Source organism: Nocardioides sediminis (assembly GCF_003047295.1).
GTDB classification, from domain to species: domain Bacteria; phylum Actinomycetota; class Actinomycetes; order Propionibacteriales; family Nocardioidaceae; genus Nocardioides; species Nocardioides sediminis.
On sequence record NZ_PZYZ01000002.1, the window covers coordinates 55,362 to 77,035 of the forward strand.

Below are 21,674 nucleotides of genomic sequence, written 5' to 3' on the forward strand. Positions count from 1 at the left end.
CACTCTCCGGGGGCGAGTGCTAAACATGAGGCTGGCACTCTCATCAGGAGAGTGACAACTCGGTTTCGGTGACGCTGAGGCTCGTGCGCCGACGGGAATGGTCCGTCGGTCCGTGCGGGTCGTCCGTCGCGGGCAGCCCGCCGACGCCCCACCCACAGACTCATCACGAAGGAAATCGCTGAGTTATGGCCAAGCTGATTGCTTTCAACGAGGAAGCCCGCCGCGGGCTCGAGCGGGGCATGAACACCCTCGCCGACGCGGTCAAGGTGACCCTCGGCCCGAAGGGCCGCAACGTCGTCCTGGAGAAGAAGTGGGGCGCCCCCACGATCACCAACGACGGTGTCTCGATCGCCAAGGAGATCGAGCTGGAGGACCCCTACGAGAAGATCGGCGCCGAGCTGGTCAAGGAGGTCGCCAAGAAGACCGACGACGTCGCCGGTGACGGCACGACGACGGCCACCGTGCTGGCCCAGGCCATGGTCCGCGAGGGCCTGCGCAACGTCGCGGCCGGCGCCAACCCGATGGGCCTCAAGCGCGGCATCGAGAGCGCGGTCTCCGCGGTCTCCGAGCAGCTGCTCTCGATGGCCAAGGAGGTCGAGACCCGCGAGCAGATCGCGGCCACGGCCACCATCTCCGCCGGTGGCGACACCACCGTCGGCGACGCCATCGCCGAGGCGATGGACAAGGTCGGCAAGGAAGGCGTCATCACCGTCGAGGAGTCGAACACGTTCGGCATCGACCTCGAGCTGACCGAGGGCATGCGGTTCGACAAGGGCTACATCTCGGCCTACTTCGCCACCGACCTCGAGCGCATGGAGGCGGTGCTGGAGGACCCCTACATCCTCATCGCCAACTCCAAGGTCTCCACGGTCAAGGACCTCCTCCCGCTGCTGGAGAAGGTCATGCAGTCCGGCAAGCCGCTGCTGATCATCGCCGAGGACGTCGACGGCGAGGCGCTGTCGACCCTGGTGGTCAACAAGATCAAGGGCACCTTCAAGTCGGTCGCCGTCAAGGCCCCCGGCTTCGGTGACCGCCGCAAGGCCATGCTCCAGGACATCGCCATCCTCACCGGTGGCCAGGTCATCTCCGAGGAGGTCGGCCTCAAGCTCGAGTCGGCCGGCATCGAGCTCCTCGGCCAGGCCCGCAAGGTCGTCATCACCAAGGACGAGACCACCATCGTCGAGGGTGCCGGCGACCAGGGCCAGATCGAGGGCCGGGTCAACCAGATCCGTGCCGAGATCGAGAAGTCGGACTCCGACTACGACCGCGAGAAGCTGCAGGAGCGCCTGGCCAAGCTGGCCGGCGGTGTCGCGGTGATCAAGGTCGGCGCGGCCACCGAGGTCGAGCTCAAGGAGCGCAAGCACCGCATCGAGGACGCCGTGCGCAACGCCAAGGCCGCGGTCGAGGAGGGCATCGTCGCCGGCGGTGGCGTCGCCCTCGTCCAGGCCGGCCTGCAGGCCTTCGAGAAGCTCGACGTCACCGGCGACGAGGCCACCGGCGCCAACATCGTCAAGGTCGCCATCGAGGCCCCGCTCAAGCAGATCGCGATCAACGCCGGTCTCGAGGGTGGCGTCATCTCGGAGAAGGTCCGCAACCTCACCCCGGGCCACGGCCTCAACGCGGCCACCGGCGAGTACGTCGACATGATCGCCGAGGGCATCATCGACCCCGCCAAGGTGACCCGCTCCGCCCTGCAGAACGCCGCCTCCATCGCGGCGCTCTTCCTCACCACCGAGGCCGTCGTGGCCGACAAGCCGGAGAAGGCTCCGGCCATGCCCGGCGGTGGCGACATGGGCGGCATGGGCGGCATGGACTTCTGAGTCCAGCACCCCCGCTCCACCAGCAGTTCCCAGCAGGGCCTCCACCTCCGGGTGGGGGCCCTGCTGCCGTCTCTGGGCACGGGCGGCTCGGCACTCGGGCAGCTTGAGTGTGGCTTCGGTGTCGGCTGGTGACACCGGAGCCACACACAAGCTCCGCGCCGCGCAACGGGTGACCCCGACCCGTGGCCCCGTCCCGTGACCCCGACCCGTGACGCAGTGATCCGGCTGCCTCGCCCGGCGACTCCCGGCCGTGGCTCAGTCGGTGACCCGGAGGATGCCGTGGGCGCCGCGCTCGGCGTCCACCATCACGTGCGAGACGAACGGGTAGTCGCCGGGCTCGTCCAGCGACAGCTCGACGAACCCGCCCTGCGACGGTCCGAGGGCCAGGCTCTGGGCTCCACCGGAGCCGCCCCGCAGCAGCCACGCCCCCTCGGCGTACGTGGCGTCGAGCTGTGCGCCCACCACGTGGAAGGACGTCGCCCGGTTGGGACCCGCGTCCAGCACCCAGATCCGCACCCGGTCGCCGCGGTGGACCCGGAGCGGCCGGCGGTCGTACTGACCGGCGTGTCCGTTGAAGACCACGAGGTCCGGCTGCTCGGCCGCGACCTTGTCGGCGTCGACCTCGCCGCCCTCGGGACCGAGGTACACCTCGGACTGCACGAGCAGGAAGGACCGGTCGACGGGCGCGAGGTCCCGAGGCTCGATGACCACGGCGCCGAACAGGCCGTTGGCGATGTGGGCCGACATCGGCATCGTCGAGCAGTGGTACATCCAGATCCCGGCCCGGCGTGCGGTGAAGCGGTAGACGAGCCGCTCACCCGGCGGGATCGTGCGCATCACCTCGTCGGGAGCCCGCTCCCCGGCGTGGAAGTCGATCGAGTGCGCCACCGTGCCGTCGTTGACGAGCGTGATCACGAACCGGTCGCCCACGCGTCCGCGCAGGGTGGGTCCGGGTGCGGTGCCGTCGAACGTCCACAGCGTCTGGGTCACGCCCGGGGCGACCTCGCGCACCACGTCGCGCACGCGGAACGTGCGTCGGTGCACGCGGCCGCGAGGAGCCGGTGGCAGCGCGGGACCGTGGTAGCGGAACGCGTCCCCGGGGACGCCCGTCAGGTCGGCGCCGGTGCCGTCGTGGTGGGAGTGGTCCGCGGCAGGGACGGGGGCCGCCTCCGCCGGGGCGCCGACCGCCCGGACCTCGAAGGCCATCCCCATCTGGTGGTGGCCGACGACCGAGCACCAGCCGGAGACGTCCCGGCCGACGACGCCGGCGTCCAGCCGCGCGGACTCGCCGGGGGAGAGCCGGCCGGTCTCGCTGCCGTCGTCGAGGACCAGGTCGTGGACGTCCTCGTCGTCGGTGTTGGTGACCTCGATGACGAGGCGGTCGCCCGCGGGGACGTCGACCGCGGCGGGGTGGAAGCTCATGTCACGCGCCTCCACCGCCACCACCGTGGTGCGGCCGGACGGCGTCACCCCGGCGGCGACCGGGTCGCTGCGGAACGACGCCGGGCCGACGTGGTCGACGACCGCGCCGCCGGCGGTCGCGAGCACCACGAGCACGAGCGCCGCAGCCCCCTGCCCGACCCGCGGGACCGTGGCCGGGGTGGCCGGGAGGGCCTCGCGTCGCCCCGCCCTCACCGCCCGCGAGGCGCGCAGCGCCAGCGCGAGGAGCGGCAGGAACGAGGCCAACCCCCCGAGGGCGACGACGGACGCGGCGACGCGCACGACCGGCGGGACGGGCAGGAGGCACACCAGCAGCGCACCGTTCGTGGCGACCACCCGGAACGGGGCGCCGCGGTCGAGGACGGCCGTGGCCGTCCGCACCGGGCCGGGACCTCCGCCGAGCGCCACCGGCACGAGGTAGGACAGGGCGCCGAGCAGCAGCTGTGCGCCGAAGCCGGCGGCGAGGAAGGGGGTGAACCAGGCGAACCGGTCGGCGGCGACCTCCCAGGACGGCGCCGAGGCGAGGCCGGCCGCCAGCGACGCCAGGCACCCGGTCAGCCAGGCGAGGGCGGCGCCGACCGAGAGGGCCGGGAAGGAGCGGGGCGGGCGGGCCCGCGCCGCCGAGAGCAGCGCCGGCGCCAGCACGGCCATCCCTGCCAGGTAGAGCAGGTACCCCAGTGCCACCACGGCGAGCCGGCCGGCGAGGCTCCCGCCGGCCGCCAGCGCGACCGCACCGACGAGCACCGGCAGGGCGCGGGCGGCGGCCCGCTCGGCTCCGGGGCCGATGCGGGTGCGGAGCATCGTCGGCCAGAGGGTGACCAGCGTCCCGAGCGCGGTCAACCCGATCCAGCCCAGGAGGTTGACCGAGGCGTGCGCCACCTCGAGGCGCAGGTGCCACGGGTCGGCCTGCACCCGGGCCAGCGCGGCGCCGAGGCCCACCCCCGCGAGCAGGAGCGCCGCCGCGACGACGTAGTAGCGGACGGTGAGGCCGAACCGGGACGGCAGGGAGGAACGCAGCCGCCGGGCCAGCGCGGCGCCGTGCCACCCGACCGCGCCGGCCACGGCCACCGCTCCGGCGAGCGTCGCCGGCCACCACGCGGCAAGGACGCCCGTGACGACGACCAGGACGCCCGTGTTGAGGAGGACCAGGCGGCGGTCCTGCCGGGCACGGTCGGACGGGTCGGGCGCGGCGTGGAGGAGCGCGTCGGTGAAGTACCGGCTCCACACCAGGATCGCGTGGGTGGCCGCGCCGAGCAGCACGAGGTGGATGAGCAACCAGCGCGGGGCCGGCAGGAACGGGTGGACGAGGGTGACGAGGACCGCCGCCGCCAGCCAGCCCACGACCGGGAGGTCGCGCATGGGCCAGAAGCCGCGGGCGCCGGAGGTCGCCATCACGGGGCCTCGCCGAGGGCTTCGTCGAGGGCCGGCACGACGAGCAGGCAGGCGCCCGGCTCCGCGAAGGGCACGAGCTCGGTGCCGGCGGGGTCGGCGCCGTGCTCCTGCAGCGCTCCCCGGACGAGCCCGAGGTGCACCCCGCACACGACCTCGGGGTGGCGGTGGGCCGCAGCGAGGAGCGGACAGCGCGTCAGGCGGACCCGGGACGGCGTCCCGGGGTCCTCGCGCGGCTCGAAGCCGAGGTCGTCCAGCAGTGCGAGGACGGCCCGGCCCGCCCCTACGGCGGTGTCGCCGGCTTCCGCCGCACGGTCGCGGGCGAGCTCGTGTCCCCAGGCCTCGCCGGCCGCGGCGGCGTCCTGCCCGGGAGCCCGACTCGTGCGGGCGATGGAGGCGGCCAGGGCGGCTGCGAGGCCGGCGTACTCGCTCGCGGACTCCTCCGTGGTGGCGTCGTAGAGCCAGGCCGGCCTGCCCCGACCGCTCGGCTCGGCGCGTCGGCGACGGGCGAGGCCCGCGCGGACCAGGGCGTCGAGGTGCTCGCGCACGGTGTTGGTGTGGAGGCCCGTGATCCCCACCAGGGCCGCCTGGGTCACGGGCTCCGGCTGGGCGCGCAGGTGCTCGAGGATGGCCGACCGCGAGGGCGACAGCGGCCGACGAGGCGTCGTGGGGCGCGGTCCGAGGGAGCTCGGCGAGGGCCAATTATTTTCCACGGAGTAAATTGTAGTAAAAAGGCGAAGCGGGTCGTACCCCGACCCCCGCGACCGAGGAGAGGGACGATGACCGAGCACCTGACGATCGCCACCAGCGAGGCCGACGCACGAGCCGCCGAGGCGGTGGAGCGGCACCACGCGCAGATGGCCGGTGAGCTGGCACTCCGGGCGGAGTCGCTGGCCGCCGCGGCACGGGCCGCCCGGCCCGACGACGTCGAGGAGGCGCGCCTCGGCCTGGTCCGGTGGTGCCGTGACGAGCTCGTGCCGCACGCGCTGGCCGAGGAGTCGACGATGTACCGGGCGGCCGGCGAGATGCGTGAGGCCCGGCTGCTGGTCGAGGCGATGCTGGTCGAGCACCAGCGGATCGTCGGGCTGGTGGACGGATTGGGGTCGACCTCCGAACCGGTGGCGGCGGCCGCGCTCGCACGCGCCCTGCGCGAGCTGTTCGAGTCGCACCTTGCCAAGGAGAACGACCAGGTCCTCCCGCTCCTCGTCGCCAGCCCTGACGTGTCGGTCGCGGAGCTGCTGGGAGGCATGCACGAGCTGCTCGGCGGCGAGGGCCACGAGGGCCACGAGGGCCACGAGGGCGAGGCGGCGGCGACCGGCGTGCGGGAGGAGGCGGGCTGCGGCAGCGACGGCCACGCGTGCGGCTGCCACGAGGCCGACGCCGCGGGGCACCCCGAGCTCGACGCCAGGACGGTGCCGCACGCGATCCGGCACGCGACGATCTTCGGCGCCCTCGACGCGGTGCGACCCGGCACGGGCCTGGTCCTGGTGGCGCCGCACGACCCGCTGCCCCTGCTGGCACAGCTCGAGCAACGGGATCCCGGCGCCTTCGACGTCGACTACCTGGACCGCGGGCCGGACGCCTGGCGGCTGCTGCTGGTGCGCCGTGGGTGACGTGCCTTCCGGCGAGGGGGGCGGGACGTTGGGCCCTGTGTCCGCCACACACCGCCCGCGATGGTGGACAAGCCGCGCACCGGGCGATAGGCATGGAGCCCGAGGGGGACGTCGATGAGCCAACGATCTGCACGAGAAGGGATGACCGGCGAGAGCAGGTCGGGTGCCGAGGAGCGTGGCGGCTCGCCCGTGCTCATGCTGACGCTCGCCACCATCGGCTTCGCCGTGAACTTCTGGGCCTGGGCGCTGATCAGCCCGCTCGGTCCGATGTTCCGCAAGACCGGCGCCCTGGGCGAGCTGAGCGAGTCCGACGTGGCCCTGCTGGTCGCGGTCCCGGTCATCGTGGGGTCGCTGGGACGGATCGTCGTCGGTGCCCTCACCGACAAGTACGGCGGGCGGCTGATGTTCCCGCTCGTCTCGGCCGCCACGGTGGTGCCGGTGCTCTTCATCGGCTTCGTGGCCATCGACTCCTACGCCCTGCTCCTCGTCGGCGGCTTCTTCCTCGGGATCGGCGGCACGGCGTTCGCCGTCGGGGTGCCGTTCGTCAACGCGTGGTTCCCGCCGGAGCGCCGGGGCTTCGCGGTCGGCGTCTTCGGGGCGGGCATGGGCGGCACGGCGATCAGCGCGCTGACGACCGTCACGCTCTTCGAGCGCAACGAGACGCTGCCGTTCGTGCTCACGGCCGTCGCGCTGACGGCGTACGCGGTCATCTCCTGGCTGCTGCTGCGCGACGCGCCCGGCCGGGTGGTCCCCACCACGAGCCTGCTCTCGCGGCTCAACGCCAACAGCCGGCTGCCGATCACCTGGCAGGCCTGCATCCTCTACGCCGTCGCGTTCGGCGGCTACGTCGCGTTCTCGGTCTACCTGCCCGCCTACCTCATCAACGCCCACGGGCTGACCCCGGCGGACGCCGCCAACCGGATGGCCGGCTTCGTCGTCGTCGCCGTCATCTGCCGCCCGGTCGGTGGGGCGCTGTCCGACCGGCTCGGGCCCATCCCCGTGCTGGCCGGCGTCTACGCGCTCGTCGCCGTGTGCGCCGCTGTCGCCGCCACCACCCCGCCCCTCATGGGCATCGGGACGGTGGTCTTCCTGGCGATGGCCGCGGCCCTCGGTGCCGGCAGCGGGGCGGTCTTCGCGCTCATCGCCCGGGTGACCGAGCCGGCGCGGGTCGGCGGCGTGACCGGCCTGGTCGGCGCCGCCGGCGGGCTGGGCGGCTTCGTGCCGCCACTCCTCATGGGCTACGTCTACGGCCAGACCGAGTCCTACGGCATCGGCCTGGGCCTGCTCGCCGTCACCGCGGCGCTGACCCTCGCGCTCACCCTCACCGTCGTACGACGCACTGCCCAGGCGCACGAAGGAGCCACTGCATGAGCCGCACCGGCACGGACGGTCCCCTCAGCGACGCCCTGGTGGGCAGTCGCCGCTTCTTCACCAAGGCGGAGGTCAGTGACGACCTCCGCTCGATGGTCCGGAGCGGGGGCCGGGAGGGGGACGTGTTCTACCGGGACCGCTGGAGCCACGACAAGGTCGTGCGCAGCACGCACGGGGTCAACTGCACCGGGTCGTGCTCGTGGAAGGTCTACGTCAAGGACGGGATCATCACCTGGGAGGCCCAGCAGACCGACTACCCCAGCGCCGGCGCCGACCGACCCGAGTACGAGCCCCGCGGGTGCCCCCGTGGCGCCGCGTTCTCCTGGTACACCTACAGCCCCACGCGGGTCCGCTACCCCTACGTGCGGGGCGTGCTGCTGGACATGTTCCGCGAGGCGCGGCAGCGCTACGGCGACCCGGTGGTGGCGTGGGGCTCGATCGTGCAGGACGAGGAGAAGGCGCGGGCCTACAAGAGGGCGCGCGGCAAGGGAGGCCTCGTCCGCGCCACGTGGGAGGAGGTGGCCGAGATCGTGGCGGCGGCCCACGTCTACACCGTCAAGCGCTGGGGCCCCGACCGCATCGCGGGCTTCTCGCCCATCCCGGCGATGTCCCCGGTCTCCTACGCGTCGGGGGCGCGGTTCCTCGAGCTCATCGGCGCGCCGATGCTGTCCTTCTACGACTGGTACGCCGACCTGCCCAACGCGTCGCCGCAGATGTTCGGCGACCAGACCGACGTGCCGGAGTCCGGCGACTGGTGGGACGCCGGCTACCTGTTCATGTGGGGCTCCAACGTCCCGATGACGCGGACGCCGGACGCGCACTGGATGACCGAGGCGCGCTACCGCGGCCAGAAGGTCGTCGCGGTGGCCCCCGACTACGCCGAGAACGTGAAGTTCGCCGACGAGTGGGTCAGCCCCGCTCCGGGCACCGACGGCGCGCTGGCCATGGCGATGGGCCACGTCGTGCTCAAGGAGTACTTCGCCGACCGGCAGGTGCCCTTCTTCACCGACTACAACAAGCGCTACACCGACCTGCCCCACCTGGTCTGCCTCGAGCCGACCGCCGACGGCTCCTACCGTCCCGGCAAGTTCCTGGTCGCCGGCGACATCGACCACGCCGAGGGCGGCACGGAGAACACCATGTGGAAGCCGGCGGTCATCGACGCCGGCACCGGCGAGGTCCGCATCCCGCAGGGCTCGATCGGCCACCGCTTCGGCGACGAGGGCCTCGGGCGGTGGAACCTCGAGCTCGGCGACATCGACCCGGCGCTCTCGATGTACCGCGACCACGAGGGCGGCACCCACGAGGCGGTCGAGGTCGAGCTGCCTCGCTTCGACGACCCGGGCGGCAAGGTGCGCCACGAGCGCCGGGGCGTGCCGGTGGCCCGCGTCGGGGACCGGGTCGTCACCACCGTGCTCGACCTGCTCCTCGCCCAGTACGGCGTCGCCCGCGTGGGCCTGCCCGGCACGTGGCCCGAGGGGTACGACGACCCGACCGTGCCGGCGACCCCGGCCTGGCAGGAGCAGCACACCGGCGTGCCCGCCTCGCAGGTGACGCGGCTCGCCCGCGAGTGGGCGCAGAACGCCATCGACACCGAGGGCCGCGGGATGATCCTGCTCGGTGCAGGTGTCAACCACTGGTACCACTCCGACCAGATCTACCGCGCCATCCTGCTGCTCACCACGATCACCGGCACCCAGGGCCGCAACGGCGGCGGCTGGGCGCACTACGTCGGACAGGAGAAGATCCGGCCCATCATGGGCTTCCAGCACCTGGCGTTCGCCCTGGACTGGCACCGGCCCCCGCGACACATGAACCAGACGGCGTACTGGTACGTGAACACCTCGCAGTACCGCTACGACACCTTCACCGCCGACGACCTCGACGCGGGCACCGGCGCGTTTGCGGGCAAGGGCGTCATGGACCTGCTGGCCCAGTCGGTCCGCCTGGGCTGGACCCCGTCGTACCCGACCTTCGACCGCAGCAGCCTGCAGCTCGCCGACGACGCCGAGGCGGCCGGCATGGAGGCCCCGGCGTACGTCGCCCAGCAGCTCAAGGAGGGCACCCTGCGGTTCGCCGTCGAGGACCCCGAGCACGAGGACAACCACCCGCGGGTGCTGTCGCTGTGGCGCTCCAACCTGCTGGGCAGCTCGGCCAAGGGCAACGAGTACTTCCTGCGCCACCTGCTCGGCACCGACAGCGCGGCGACCGCGCAGGAGGCCGCGCCCGACCAACGGCCCAGCACCATCACGTGGGCCGACGAGGCGCCCGAGGGCAAGCTCGACCTGCTGATGACCATCGACTTCCGGATGACGAGCAGCACGATCTTCAGCGACGTCGTGCTCCCCGCCGCCACCTGGTATGAGAAGCACGACCTGTCCACCACCGACATGCACCCGTTCGTGCACTCGTTCAACCCCGCGATCGCGCCGCCGTGGCAGACGAAGTCCGACTGGGACGCCTGGAAGACCATCGCCAAGCGCTTCAGCGAGCTGGCCGTCGACCACCTCGGCACGCGCAGGGACGTCGTGGCCAAGCCGCTGTGGCACGACACCCCCGAGGCGATGGCGACCGAGCACGGGGTGGTGAAGGACTGGCGGCTCGGCGAGTGCGAGCCGGTGCCGGGACGGACGATGCCGGTGATCGCGGTCGCCGAGCGCGACTACACGCAGGTCTTCGAGAAGATGACGTCGATTGGACCGCTGCTGGAGAAGGTCGGAATGCTCACCAAGGGAGTGGCCTACGACGTGAAGCGCGAGGTCGACATCCTCCGCAACCGCAACGGTGTCGCCCGCGGGGGAGCAGGTGACGGCCAGCCCCGGGTCGAGACCGACGTGCAGATGGCCGACGCGATCCTGCACCTCGCCGGCGTCTCCAACGGGCACCTCGCCACCCAGGGGTTCAAGTTCCTGGAGAAGCGCACCGGCACGCTGCTGCACGACCTCGCCGCCGAGCACGAGGGCAAGCAGATCACCTTCGCCGACACGCAGGTCGCGCCGGTCCCGGTGATCACCTCGCCGGAGTGGTCGGGCTCGGAGTCCGGCGGTCGCCGCTACTCGCCGTTCACGATCAACATCGAGCGGCACAAGCCCTTCCACACCCTCACCGGGCGGCAGCAGTTCTACGTCGACCACGACTGGTTCCTCGGCGCCGGCGAGATGCTGCCGGTCTACCGGCCGCCGCTGGACATGACGGGCCTCTTCGGGGAGACGCCGATCGGCGAGCAGACCGAGCTCGGCGTCTCGGTGCGCTACCTGACCCCGCACAACAAGTGGTCGATCCACTCGGAGTACCAGGACAACCTCTTCATGCTCTCGCTCTCGCGGGGCGGCCAGTCGGTGTGGATGTCGGACCGGGACGCCGCCAAGATCGGCGTCGCGGACAACGACTGGATCGAGATGGTCAACCGCAACGGGGTGGTCGCGGCGCGCGCCATCGTCAGCCACCGGATGCCCGAGGGCACGGTCTACATGCACCACGCGCAGGACCGGCTGATCGACGTTCCCCTCACCGAGCGGGACGGCAAGCGCGGCGGCATCCACAACAGCCTCACGCGGATCCTGCTCAAGCCCAACCACATCGTCGGCGGCTACGCGCAGCTGGCCTACTTCTTCAACTACATCGGACCGATCGGCAACAACCGCGACGAGGTCACGATGATCCGCAAGCGGACCGCGAAGGTGGAGTACTGACATGCAGGAGCGGCGACCGCAGGGAGCGCGACCATGAAGGTGATGGCGCAGATGGCGATGGTGATGAACCTCGACAAGTGCATCGGGTGCCACACCTGCTCGGTGACGTGCAAGCAGGCGTGGACCAACCGCACGGGCACCGAGTACGTCTGGTTCAACAACGTCGAGACGCGACCCGGGCTCGGCTACCCGCGCACCTACGAGGACCAGGAGACCTGGCAGGGCGGCTGGGTCCGCAAGGACAACGGACGGCTGGCGCTCCGGTCCGGCGGGCGCCTCAAGAAGCTCTTCACGATCTTCTCCAACCCCAAGCTGCCCTCGATCCAGGACTACTACGAGCCCTGGACCTACGACTACGAGACGCTGACGAGCTCGCCGCAGACCGACACCTTCCCGGTCGCGCGGCCCAAGTCGCTGATCTCGGGCAAGGACATGAACGTCGAGTGGTCGGCCAACTGGGACGACGACCTCGGCGGGTCGCAGGAGCACGCGGCGCGCGACGTGATGCTCAAGGGCATCGAGGACAAGGTCCGCCTCGAGTTCGAGGAGACCTTCATGTTCTACCTCCCGCGCATCTGCGAGCACTGCCTCAACCCGTCGTGCGCCGCGTCGTGCCCGTCCGGGGCGATCTACAAGCGCGCCGAGGACGGCATCGTGCTGGTCGACCAGGACCGGTGCCGCGGCTGGCGGATGTGCGTGTCCGGGTGCCCCTACAAGAAGGTCTACTTCAACCACAAGACCGGCAAGGCCGAGAAGTGCACCTTCTGCTACCCGCGCGTCGAGGTCGGCATCCCCACCGTCTGCTCCGAGACGTGCGTGGGCCGGCTGCGCTACATCGGGCTGGTGCTCTACGACGCGGACAAGGTCCTCGAGGCCGCCTCGGTCGAGGACGACCACGACCTGTACGCCGCGCAGCGCTCGGTCTTCCTCGACCCGGACGACCCCGAGGTGCAGCGGGCCGCGGAGCGGGCCGGCATCCCCGGTGACTGGATGGAGGCGGCCCGCCGGTCGCCGGTGTGGGCGCTGATCAACAAGTACCAAGTGGCCCTGCCGCTGCACCCGGAGTACCGCACCATGCCGATGGTCTGGTACATCCCGCCGCTCTCGCCGGTCGTCGACGTCGTCCGGGACACCGGGGTCGACGCCGAGGACCGCGGCAACCTGTTCGCGGCGATCGACGCCCTCCGGATCCCGGTGGAGTACCTCGCCAACCTGTTCACCGCCGGTGACACCGAGCCCGTCGACGGGGTGCTCAAGAAGCTCGCCGCGATGCGGTCCTACATGCGCGACATCAACCTCGGCCGCGACCCCGACGACTCCATCCCCGAAGCGGTCGGGATGAGCGGCGAGGAGATGTACGAGATGTTCCGGCTGCTCGCCATCGCCAAGTACGACGAGCGCTACGTCATCCCGACCGCGCACGCCGAGCAGGCGCACGCCCTCGAGGAGCTGGCCACCGAGTGCCCGGTGAGCGAGTACGGCGGAGGCCAGCAGGACGCGTTCGGCGAGGGGTCGGGCTACCCGACGCCGGTGGCGGTCGAGAACTTCCGGATGCTCCAGGACCGGCAGACCGCCGACGAGCTGGTCGGCGGCGGCACCAAGGAGGGCCGGGTCAACCTGCTCAACTGGGACGGCAAGGGCAGCCCCGAGGGCCTCTTCCCGCCGCGGGGGGACTCGTGATCACCCGGCGCCGCTCCCGCGCGCGGCGGGCCGGGGACGCACGCCCCGTGTGGGCCGCCTGCGCGGCGCTGCTCGACTACCCGACGGCGGACCTGGTCGCCTCGCTCGACCGGATCGAGGCGCTCGTGCCCGACCACGAGCACCTCGCCCCGCTCGTCGACCATCTGCGCCGCGGCGACCTGCGCCGCCTGCAGGAGGACTACGTCGCGACCTTCGACCACACCCGCAAGTGCGCGCTCCACCTGACCTACTTCGCCTACGGCGACACCCGACGCCGGGGGACCGCGCTGCTGGCCTTCAAGGAGGCCTACCGCGCCGCCGGTGTGGAGTGGGACGAGGAGACCGGCGAGCTGCCCGACCACCTGTGCGCGGTGCTCCAGCTCGGCGCCACCGTCGACGCCGACTGCGCCCGCCGGCTCCTCGAGGACCACCGCGCGGGGATCGAGATGCTGCGGCTCGCGCTCAGCGGCTGGCGCAACGACGACGGCAGCACCGGCTCGCCGTGGCTGGGAGCGCTGCTCGCGCTCCGGGACACCCTGCGGCCGCTCCGGGGCGAGGAGGCGGACGCCGTACGACGCCTCGTCGAGCAGGGTCCGCCGGCCGAGGAGGTCGGCCTCGACGGCTACGGCGCCGACCCCGCGCTCTCCGGCGCGCCGCCCCTGATCGCCCCCGCCACCATCCCCGTAGGAGCTCCTCGATGATCCACCCCACGAAACTGCTCGCTGCGCTCGCACGTCCGCGGGGACCCCGGAGATGAACGTCTTCCTGTGGGTCATCGTCCCCTACCTGTGCCTGGCGGTCTTCGTCGTCGGGCACCTGTGGCGCTACCGCTACGACAAGTTCGGCTGGACCACCCGCTCCTCCCAGCTCTACGAGGACCGGCTGCTCCGGCTGGGGTCGCCGCTGTTCCACTTCGGCATGCTCGGCGTGGTCGGCGGCCACGTCATCGGGCTGCTCGTCCCGCGGTCGTGGACCGAGGCGGTCGGCATCGACGACCACCTCTACCACTACGTGGCGGTCATCGGCGGGCTGATCGCCGGGGTGATGGCCCTGGTCGGCATGACGATCCTGATCTACCGGCGGCGCACCGTCGGCCCGGTGTTCTCCGCGACCACCGTCATGGACAAGGTCATGTACGCCTTCCTCGGCGCCGCGATCGTGCTGGGCATGTGGAACACCATCGCCGGCTCGATCTTCAGCCTGGGCGGTGAGTACAACTACCGGGAGGGCGTCTCGGTCTGGTACCGCTCCTTCCTGGCCTTCCAGCCCGACGCCGACCTGATGGCCGACGCGCCGATCGGCTTCCAGCTGCACGCGCTGGTGGCCTTCGGGCTCTTCGCGCTGTGGCCCTTCACCCGGCTGGTGCACGTGTTCTCGGCGCCGGTGGGCTACCTCACCCGGCCCTACATCGTCTACCGCACGCGCGACGAGCGGCCGCTGGGCAACGCTGCCCCGCGGCGTGGCTGGGACCGCGTGGGCTGAGCGGCACCCGATCACCCAGGAGGCACATTCATGCACGGACATTCCCTGACCCACCTGGCGCAGGAGCACCTCGACCTGGCGCGCGCCTCCAGCAGCGGCCGCTCCGCGCTCACCGTCTACGGCGGTCGTGAGCACGACATGCGGCAGACGCTCATGGCCCTGGCCGGCGGGCGCTCGACGGGTGAGCACGAGCCCCCGGGGGAGGCGAGCCTGCAGGTGATCGCCGGGCGGGTGCGCGTCACGGCGGGCGACGAGGCGTGGGAGGGGAGCGCCGGTGACTACCTCGTGCTGCCGCAGCACCGCCACGACCTGCACGCCGACACCGACGCGGTCGTGCTGCTGACCGTGGCCACCCGCGCCTGACTCGGCGTCGGTCTACGGTGGCGCCATGACGACCACCGGCCTCCTCCTCGCGGCCGGCGCGGGTCGTCGCATGGGGACGCCCAAGGCCGTGGTGCACGACGCCGACGGCACCTCCTGGCTGCGGCGGTCGGTGCGGGCGCTGGTCGACGGCGGGTGCGACCGCGTCCTCGTCGTCCTCGGCGCCGGGGCCGAGGACGCGCGACCCCTGCTGGGGGACCAGCCTGTCGAGGTCGTCGTCGCCCAGGACTGGGCCGACGGGATGGGAGCCAGCCTGCGGGCCGGGCTGCTCGCGCTCGGCGACGTCGACGCGGTGCTGGTCTCGCTCGTCGACCTGCCCGACGTCGGCGCGCCGGTCGTGGCTCGCGTGATGGCCGCCGGGACCGGGCGTGCGGCGCTCGTGCGGGCGTCGTACGACGGGGAGCCGGGGCACCCGGTCCTGATCGGCGGCGACCACCTCGTCCCCCTGGTGGCGACGCTGCGCGGCGACGTGGGCGCCAAGCCCTACCTCGCCGCCCACGAGGTGACGACGGTCGAGTGCGGGGACCTCGCCACCGGCGCCGACCGGGACACCCCGGACCACCCGGACGGCCGGTGACCGGGCCGCGGCTCCAGCCGCTCACGCGGGCCAAGGTCGCCGGCCAGGGCGAGGAGGGCGCCGCCTGGCACCGACGGCTCCCCGGCGTGCTCGCCGAGCTGGAGGAGCGGTGGGGGGTGCGGACGGGACGGCCCCTGCCGGGCGGCAGCGCGTCGTACGTCTGCCGCGCGACCACCCACGACGGCGAGCCCCGGGTGGTCAAGGTCGGCGTGCCGGGGCACGACCTGGTGGCCGAGGCGCGGGTCCTGGCCGCCGCGCGGGGACGCGGCTACGCGCTGCTGCACGGCCACGACACCCAGCACGACGCCGTGCTCGTCGAGGCGCTCGGTCCCGCGCTCGCGCAGGCACCGGTGCCTCCGGAGCGCGCGATCACCCTGCTGGCCGACACGCTGCGTGAGGCCTGGAGCCTGCCGCTGGAGTCGGTGCCGGCGGGCGAGGACAAGGCGGTGTCGCTGCGCGCCCTGGTGGTGGACCTCGACGAGCGGCTCGGCCGGCCCACCGACCGCCGCGTGCTGCGGGCCGCGCTCGACCACGCCGACGCGCTCGCCGGCCACGACCCGGCCGCGGCCGTGGTCCTCCACGGGGACGCCCACCCGGGCAACGCGCTGCCCGTCGCGGAGCCCCGGGAGGGGGCGCCGGTGGGCCACGTGTTCGTGGACCCGGACGGCTTCCGGGGCGACCCGGCGTACGACGTGGGCGTCGTGCTGCGCGACTGGTGCTCCCACCTCACCGGTCCCGACGCGCGACGGCGTCTCGAGGGCTGGTGCGACCTGGCCGCCGAGCGCACCGGCACCGACCGGGACCGCGTGTGGCGCTGGGCGTTCCTGGAGCGCGTCTCCACCGGGCTGTACGTGACGTCCTTCGGTGCCGAGCGGGTCGGGCGGCCGTTCCTGGAGAGCGCCGCCCACCTCCTCGACCTCGGTGGGCGGCCCGGCGCGCAGGCCAACGTCGGACCAACGTCGGGGTCGTAGCCTGACGGCATGGACACCGGACTCGGCTCCGCCGCGGACGTCGCCGCGCGTCTGCGCGCCACCGGCTACCTCGCCGACGACGAGCTCGCCACGATCGTCTTCCTCGCCGACCGGATGCAGCGCCCGCTGCTCCTCGAGGGTGAGCCCGGCACCGGCAAGACCGCGCTGGCCGAGGCGCTGGCGGCGACCCTCGACCTGCCGCTCGTCCGGCTCCAGTGCTACGAGGGGATCGACGCCACCCAGGCGCTCTACGACTGGGACTTCCCGCGCCAGATCCTGCACCTGCGCGCGCTCGAGGCGGCCGGTGCCGGCAGCAGCGCGGAGGAGGCCGAGAAGAGCCTGTACGACGAGCGGTTCCTGCTCGCCCGCCCCGTGCTCGCCGCGCTGCAGCGGGCTCCCGCCGTGCTGCTCGTCGACGAGGTGGACCGGGCCGACGACGAGTTCGAGGCGTTCCTGCTGGAGGTGCTCTCGACCTGGCAGGTGACCATCCCCGAGCTCGGCACGGTGAGCGCGGCGACGCCGCCCTTCGTGGTGCTGACCTCCAACCGCACCCGCGAGCTGCACGACGCGCTCAAGCGACGCTGCCTCTACCACTGGATCGACCACCCCGGACTCGAGCGGGAGGTGGAGATCGTGCGGTCCCGCGCCCCGGAGGTGTCGGAGACCCTCGCCCGGCAGGTGGTCGGTGTCGTCCAGCAGCTGCGCCACCGCGACGACCTGCTCAAGCCCCCGGGCGTCGCGGAGACCCTGGACTGGGCGCGGGCGCTGCACCACCTCGGCACCTCCGACCTCGACCTGGCGACGGCCGCGGCGACGCTCGGCGCCCTCGTGAAGTACCGCGAGGACGCCGACCGCGTGCGGCAGGCGCTGGACCGGATGCTGACGCCGTGACCGTCACGGCTGCGTCCTCCGCGAGCGGCTCGGCGGCTGTCGACGACGCGGTCCCCGCGCTGCTCGGCTTCACCCGGGCCCTCCGGGCGGCCGGCGTGCCGGTGACGCAGGACCGGTCCCACGCCTTCCTCGAGGCCGCCGCGCTGGTCGGGCTCGACGACCGTCGCGCCACCTACTGGGCGGGGCGCGCCACCCTGTGCGCGAGCCCCGACGACCTGGCCCGCTACGACCAGGTCTTCGAGGCGTGGTTCGACCCGCGCGGCGAGCTGCCGCGCCGCCGGGACAGCGGACCTCCGACGCCGGCGGTCGCCGGCCTGCCCAGCATCGACGCCCCCGGTGACGGCGAGGGCGACGAGGACGAGGTGCTGCGTGCCGCCGCCACGACCACCGACGTCCTGCGCCACCGCGACGTCGCCACCCTGGACGCGGCCGAACGGCAGCGGCTCGCCGCGATGTTCGCGACCCTGCGGCCCACCGCGCCCCCGCGTCGTACGGCCCGGCACGAGCGCTGGCACCGCGGGCGGCTCGACGCGTCGCGGACGCTGCGCGACTCGCTGCGCCGGATGGGGGAGCCCGGCGACCTGGCCTGGCGGCGGCGACGGGTGCGACCCCGCCGCGTCGTGCTGCTGGTCGACGTGAGCGGCTCGATGAGCGCCTACGCCGACGCCCTGCTGCGGCTTGCGCACCGCTACGTGGCGACGCAGCCCCGGGTCGAGGTCTTCACCCTGGGGACCCGGCTCACCCACGTCACCCGCGCGCTCCACCACCGCGACGCCGACCGCGCGATCGTGGCCGCCGGCGAGGCGGTGCCCGACTGGTCCGGCGGCACCCGGCTCGGCGAGACGCTGCGTGTCTTCCTCGACCGGTGGGGGCAGCGCGGGATGGCCCGTGGCTCCGTGGTGGTCGTCTTCAGCGACGGGTGGGAGCGCGGCGACGCGGCCCTGCTCGGGGAGCAGATGGCGCGGCTGCACCGGATCGCGCACCGCGTCGTGTGGGTCAACCCGCACCGCGGCAAGGCCGGCTACGAGCCCGTGCAGGGCGGCATCGCCGCCGCGCTCCCGCACTGCGACGACCTGGTGGCCGGACACTCGCTGGCTGCCTTCGCCGAGCTCGTGGAGGTGGTCGGTCGTGCGTGACGTGCTCGACGAGCTGATGGCCTGGTGGGACGCCGGCGAGACGGTCGGCGTCGGCACGGTGGTCGCGACGTTCAGCTCCGCCCCGCGTCCCGCCGGTGCATCGATGCTCGTCGGTCCCGACGGGACCGCCGTCGGATCGGTGTCCGGCGGCTGCGTCGAGGGCGCGGTCTACGAGCTCGGGCAGTCCGTGGTCGAGTCCGGCGAGCCGGTGCTGGAGCGGTACGGAGTCTCCGACGACGACGCGTTCGCCGTCGGGCTCACCTGTGGCGGCATCCTGGACGTGTACGTCGAGAAGGTGTCGCGCGAGACGTTCCCCGGCCTCGGCGACCTCGCCGCCGACGTCGAGGCGGGCCGCCCGGTCGCGCTGGCCACGGTCATCGAGCATCCCGACCCGGAACGGCTGGGCCGGCGGATGGTGGTGCGCCCCGACCGGGACGCCGAGGGGTCGCTGGGGTCGTCGCGCGCCGACGACGCCGTGCACGACGACGCCCTCGGCCTGCTCGCCGCCGGCCACAACGCCACGCTGACCTACGGCCCCGACGGGGAGCGCCGCGGCGAGGGGATGCGCGTCTTCGTGTGGGCCTTCGCCCCCAAGCCGCGGATGCTCGTCTTCGGCGCCATCGACTTCGCGGCCGCCGTCGCCCGGGTCGGCTCGTTCCTCGGCTACCACGTGACCGTCTGCGACGCCCGCCCCGTCTTCGCCACCCGGACCCGCTTCCCCGACGCCGACGAGGTCGTCGTCGACTGGCCCCACCGCTACCTCACCGCCCAGGTCGAGGCCGGCGCGATCGACCGGCGCACCGTCATGTGCGTCCTGACCCACGACCCCAAGTTCGACGTGCCGCTCCTCGAGGTCGCCCTGCGCCTGCCGGAGGTGGCGTACGTCGGGGCGATGGGCTCGCGGCGTACCCACGAGGACCGAATGCAGCGCCTGCGCGAAGCGGGCCTGACCGACGACGAGCTGGACCGGCTGAGCAGTCCCATCGGCCTCGACCTCGGCGCCCGGACGCCGGAGGAGACGGCCGTCTCCATCGCCGCCGAGATCGTCGCGCGGCAGTGGGGCGGCTCGGGCCACCGCCTCGCCACGTCCAGCGGACGCATCCACCAGGACCCGTCCGTCCCGCGGTGATGCCCCCATCGTGGTGATTGCCCCCGTCCACTGAGCGCCGTGCTCAGGCCCCTCGCGCTACCGTGACCACCGTCACAGCCACTGTCACACTCACGGACCAGTGCGGGGGGCCATGAGCACGCACCGCGACCTGCGCGACCGGCGCATCGAGGCCGTTCAGGCCTGGACCGCGTTCGTCGAGCTCGGCGACGAGGCCGGCGACCGGGTGCGGCCGGAGATCCGGGACAGCTGGCAGCTCTCCACCGGGTCGGTCACGCCCGACCTCACCGAGGCGCCGCTGGCCGACGAGTCCGACACGGCGGACTACTGGCGGCAGTCCCCGCTGCAGACCGCGGTCGGGCGGGTCGAGGCCGAGCTGCGTCGTACGGCGGAGGACGGCGACCTCGTCATCGCGGTCACCGACGCCCAGACCCGGATCCTGTGGACGTACGGCGGCCGGGTCATGCGCCGCAAGGCCGAGACGGTCAACTTCGTGCCGGGCGGCAGGTGGGACGAGCGCAGCGTGGGCACCAACGCACTCGCCATCGCCAGCCGCACCGGTGACCCGTCGATGGTGTTCAGCGCCGAGCACTACGCCTCCATCGTGCACAACTGGGTGTGCTGGGCGGCGCCCGTGCACGACCCGGTCAGCGGCGAGCAGCTGGGCGTCATCGACCTGTCGACGACGTGGGACCGCACGCACCCGATCGGCCTGGCCACGGCCCGGGTGATGGCGCGGCTCATCGAGACCGCGATGCCCACCGGCCGGCGGACGGGGCTGCCCGACGTGCCGCCGCCCGAGCCCGGGTTGACGCTGTCGGTGCTCGGCACGGCGGAGGCGTGGCTCGACGGACGACGGCTGCTGCTCAACCGCCGGCAGACCGAGATCCTCGCCCTGCTCGCCATGCACCCGCAGGGGCTCTCCCTCGAGCAGCTGCACTCCCTGGTGTACGGCGACTCGGCGGTCACCACCTCGACCCTCAAGGCCGAGGTCTCGCACCTGAGGCACGCTCTCGGGGGCCAGCTCGCCTCGCGGCCCTACCGGCTCACGCTGCCGGTGGTGACCGACATCGACGAGGTCCAGCTGCTCCTGCGTCGCGGGGACGTGCGCGGTGCCGTGGCGGCGTACGGCGGCGACCTGCTGCCGGGCACCAACGCGCCGGGGTTGGTGGAGACGGGTGACTTCCTGGCCGTGAGCATGCGCGAGGCGCTGCTCGCGCACCCGGACCCCGAGGCCGTGCTGCGCTACAGCGAGCTGGCGCCGTACGACACCCACGTCGTCGAGGTCTGCCTGGCCCGGCTCGGCCACAGCGACCACCCCGCGAAGCCCCTGCTCCGCGCGCGGCTCGCCGTCGCGGAGCGCTGACCGGGCAGTTCCTGGCCGATGGATCGTGCCGACCGGGCGCTTCCTGGCCGCTGGATCGTGCCGACCGGGCGGTTGTCCCTGATAGGAAGTGCCCATGCGCCTGCCCGTCCCCGGACCCCGTGACCTCCTCGCCGTGCTCGAGAAGGGCGCGGACCAGGTCGAAGCCCTGCTCGGCGCCGTGCCCCGGGTGCTGACCCTGCTGGACCAGGCCGAGGTGCTGCTCGTGCGCGCCTCGGCCGCGATCGACCAGGTGGAGGCGGTGACCCGGGACGCCGCCGCCGTCGTGGTCCACAGCAACGCAGTCGTCGACCGCGCCGAGGCGCTCGTGGGTCGCTCGGGCGGTGCGGTCGACGGAGCCGAGGCGCTCGTGGGTCGCACCGACGGCGTCGTCGACCGCGCCGAGGTGCTCGTCGGGGACACGGACGGGCTGGTCAGGCGGCTGGCCACGCTCCTCGAGCTCGTGGAGGGTCCGATGACGACACTGGAGCCGACCCTGCGGACCCTCGCCGACACCACGCACCCGGAGGAGGTCGCCGCGCTGGTGCAGCTCATCGACCACCTCCCCGAGCTGACCACGCGCGTCGAGACCGACGTCCTCCCGGTGCTGTCGACGCTGGGAACGGTCGCCCCCGACCTGCACGACCTCCTGGACGTGTCGCGGGAGCTGAACGAGATGCTCGGCAAGCTGCCCGGACTGGGCCGCATCAAGCGGCGCGTCGAGGAGGAGCAGGAAGCGGAGGCCGACTGACCGCCGGCC

Annotated in this window: 17 protein-coding genes and 1 pseudogene; 16 read left to right on the top strand and 2 right to left on the bottom strand. The window is 73.0% G+C overall.

Annotated elements, in window-relative coordinates:
* The first annotated feature begins 185 nt into the window (after nt 1-185).
* Nucleotides 186-1,820: a chaperonin GroEL gene (groL, locus tag DAI17_RS05095; protein WP_107771846.1), complete on the top strand. Its 1,635-nt coding sequence runs from the start codon at nt 186-188 to the stop codon at nt 1,818-1,820.
* Nucleotides 1,821-2,075: 255 nt separating this feature from the next.
* On the opposite strand, the gene DAI17_RS05100 is transcribed toward groL, so the two are convergent.
* Nucleotides 2,076-4,652 (bottom strand): multicopper oxidase domain-containing protein, encoded by a 2,577-nt coding sequence (locus tag DAI17_RS05100; protein ID WP_199904956.1) that lies wholly within the window; start codon nt 4,650-4,652, stop codon nt 2,076-2,078.
* Entirely contained in the window at nt 4,652-5,362 is a 711-nt protein-coding gene (locus DAI17_RS05105; RefSeq protein ID WP_234412242.1) for a helix-turn-helix transcriptional regulator, read from the bottom strand. The genes DAI17_RS05100 and DAI17_RS05105 overlap by 1 nt, the downstream gene beginning before the upstream one ends.
* Before the next feature lie 66 nt (nt 5,363-5,428).
* Here DAI17_RS05105 and DAI17_RS21710 point away from each other — a divergent pair.
* The 15 genes and pseudogenes from DAI17_RS21710 to DAI17_RS05175 form a co-directional block, all read left to right on the top strand.
* Nucleotides 5,429-5,842 (top strand): annotated as a pseudogene (locus DAI17_RS21710) (hemerythrin domain-containing protein); the annotation flags it as partial.
* Nucleotides 5,843-5,968: 126 nt separating this feature from the next.
* On the top strand, nt 5,969-6,262 hold the full coding sequence (locus DAI17_RS21715) for a DUF2249 domain-containing protein (protein ID WP_325049862.1): 294 nt from the start codon (nt 5,969-5,971) through the stop codon (nt 6,260-6,262).
* 114 nt (nt 6,263-6,376) lie between these two features.
* On the top strand, nt 6,377-7,633 hold the full coding sequence (locus tag DAI17_RS05115; RefSeq protein ID WP_234412244.1) for an MFS transporter: 1,257 nt from the start codon (nt 6,377-6,379) through the stop codon (nt 7,631-7,633).
* The gene (locus DAI17_RS05120; protein WP_107771849.1) at nt 7,630-11,325 is read left to right on the top strand and encodes a nitrate reductase subunit alpha; all 3,696 of its coding nucleotides are present in this window, start codon (nt 7,630-7,632) and stop codon (nt 11,323-11,325) included. The genes DAI17_RS05115 and DAI17_RS05120 overlap by 4 nt, the downstream gene beginning before the upstream one ends.
* Before the next feature lie 33 nt (nt 11,326-11,358).
* Nucleotides 11,359-13,005: a nitrate reductase subunit beta gene (gene narH, locus DAI17_RS05125; RefSeq protein ID WP_107771850.1), complete on the top strand. Its 1,647-nt coding sequence runs from the start codon at nt 11,359-11,361 to the stop codon at nt 13,003-13,005.
* On the top strand, nt 13,002-13,706 hold the full coding sequence (gene narJ / locus DAI17_RS05130; protein WP_107771851.1) for a nitrate reductase molybdenum cofactor assembly chaperone: 705 nt from the start codon (nt 13,002-13,004) through the stop codon (nt 13,704-13,706). The genes narH and narJ overlap by 4 nt, the downstream gene beginning before the upstream one ends.
* 52 nt (nt 13,707-13,758) lie before the next feature.
* Nucleotides 13,759-14,487 (top strand): respiratory nitrate reductase subunit gamma, encoded by a 729-nt coding sequence (gene narI / locus DAI17_RS05135; RefSeq protein ID WP_107771852.1) that lies wholly within the window; start codon nt 13,759-13,761, stop codon nt 14,485-14,487.
* Nucleotides 14,488-14,517: 30 nt separating this feature from the next.
* On the top strand, nt 14,518-14,850 hold the full coding sequence (locus DAI17_RS05140; RefSeq protein WP_107771853.1) for a cupin domain-containing protein: 333 nt from the start codon (nt 14,518-14,520) through the stop codon (nt 14,848-14,850).
* 25 nt (nt 14,851-14,875) lie between these two features.
* Nucleotides 14,876-15,445, top strand: a complete 570-nt coding sequence (locus tag DAI17_RS05145) for a nucleotidyltransferase family protein (RefSeq protein WP_107771854.1) — start codon at nt 14,876-14,878, stop codon at nt 15,443-15,445.
* Nucleotides 15,442-16,416 (top strand): aminoglycoside phosphotransferase family protein, encoded by a 975-nt coding sequence (locus tag DAI17_RS05150; protein WP_107771855.1) that lies wholly within the window; start codon nt 15,442-15,444, stop codon nt 16,414-16,416. The genes DAI17_RS05145 and DAI17_RS05150 overlap by 4 nt, the downstream gene beginning before the upstream one ends.
* Nucleotides 16,417-16,425: 9 nt before the next feature.
* Complete coding sequence (locus DAI17_RS05155) at nt 16,426-17,307, top strand: AAA family ATPase (RefSeq protein WP_107771856.1); 882 nt, start codon at nt 16,426-16,428, stop codon at nt 17,305-17,307.
* Nucleotides 17,304-18,443: a vWA domain-containing protein gene (locus DAI17_RS05160; RefSeq protein ID WP_107771857.1), complete on the top strand. Its 1,140-nt coding sequence runs from the start codon at nt 17,304-17,306 to the stop codon at nt 18,441-18,443. Before DAI17_RS05155 ends, DAI17_RS05160 begins: the two co-directional genes overlap by 4 nt.
* Nucleotides 18,436-19,572 (top strand): XdhC family protein, encoded by a 1,137-nt coding sequence (locus DAI17_RS05165; RefSeq protein WP_199904957.1) that lies wholly within the window; start codon nt 18,436-18,438, stop codon nt 19,570-19,572. Before DAI17_RS05160 ends, DAI17_RS05165 begins: the two co-directional genes overlap by 8 nt.
* Nucleotides 19,573-19,684: 112 nt before the next feature.
* Nucleotides 19,685-20,917 (top strand): helix-turn-helix domain-containing protein, encoded by a 1,233-nt coding sequence (locus tag DAI17_RS05170; protein WP_107771858.1) that lies wholly within the window; start codon nt 19,685-19,687, stop codon nt 20,915-20,917.
* Nucleotides 20,918-21,011: 94 nt separating this feature from the next.
* Nucleotides 21,012-21,665 (top strand): hypothetical protein, encoded by a 654-nt coding sequence (locus DAI17_RS05175; protein WP_107771859.1) that lies wholly within the window; start codon nt 21,012-21,014, stop codon nt 21,663-21,665.
* Nucleotides 21,666-21,674: the final 9 nt, after the last annotated feature.

Coding starts and splice junctions, on each gene's coding strand:
- DAI17_RS05170 (WP_107771858.1), top strand. CDS start 19,685: ATGAGCACGCACCGCGACCTGCGCGACCGGCGCATCGAGGCCGTTCAG.
- DAI17_RS05140 (WP_107771853.1), top strand. CDS start 14,518: ATGCACGGACATTCCCTGACCCACCTGGCGCAGGAGCACCTCGACCTG.
- narH (WP_107771850.1), top strand. CDS start 11,359: ATGAAGGTGATGGCGCAGATGGCGATGGTGATGAACCTCGACAAGTGC.
- DAI17_RS05120 (WP_107771849.1), top strand. CDS start 7,630: ATGAGCCGCACCGGCACGGACGGTCCCCTCAGCGACGCCCTGGTGGGC.
- DAI17_RS05175 (WP_107771859.1), top strand. CDS start 21,012: ATGCGCCTGCCCGTCCCCGGACCCCGTGACCTCCTCGCCGTGCTCGAG.
- DAI17_RS05100 (WP_199904956.1), bottom strand. CDS start 4,652: ATGGCGACCTCCGGCGCCCGCGGCTTCTGGCCCATGCGCGACCTCCCG.
- DAI17_RS05115 (WP_234412244.1), top strand. CDS start 6,377: ATGAGCCAACGATCTGCACGAGAAGGGATGACCGGCGAGAGCAGGTCG.
- narI (WP_107771852.1), top strand. CDS start 13,759: ATGAACGTCTTCCTGTGGGTCATCGTCCCCTACCTGTGCCTGGCGGTC.
- groL (WP_107771846.1), top strand. CDS start 186: ATGGCCAAGCTGATTGCTTTCAACGAGGAAGCCCGCCGCGGGCTCGAG.
- DAI17_RS05155 (WP_107771856.1), top strand. CDS start 16,426: ATGGACACCGGACTCGGCTCCGCCGCGGACGTCGCCGCGCGTCTGCGC.
- DAI17_RS05145 (WP_107771854.1), top strand. CDS start 14,876: ATGACGACCACCGGCCTCCTCCTCGCGGCCGGCGCGGGTCGTCGCATG.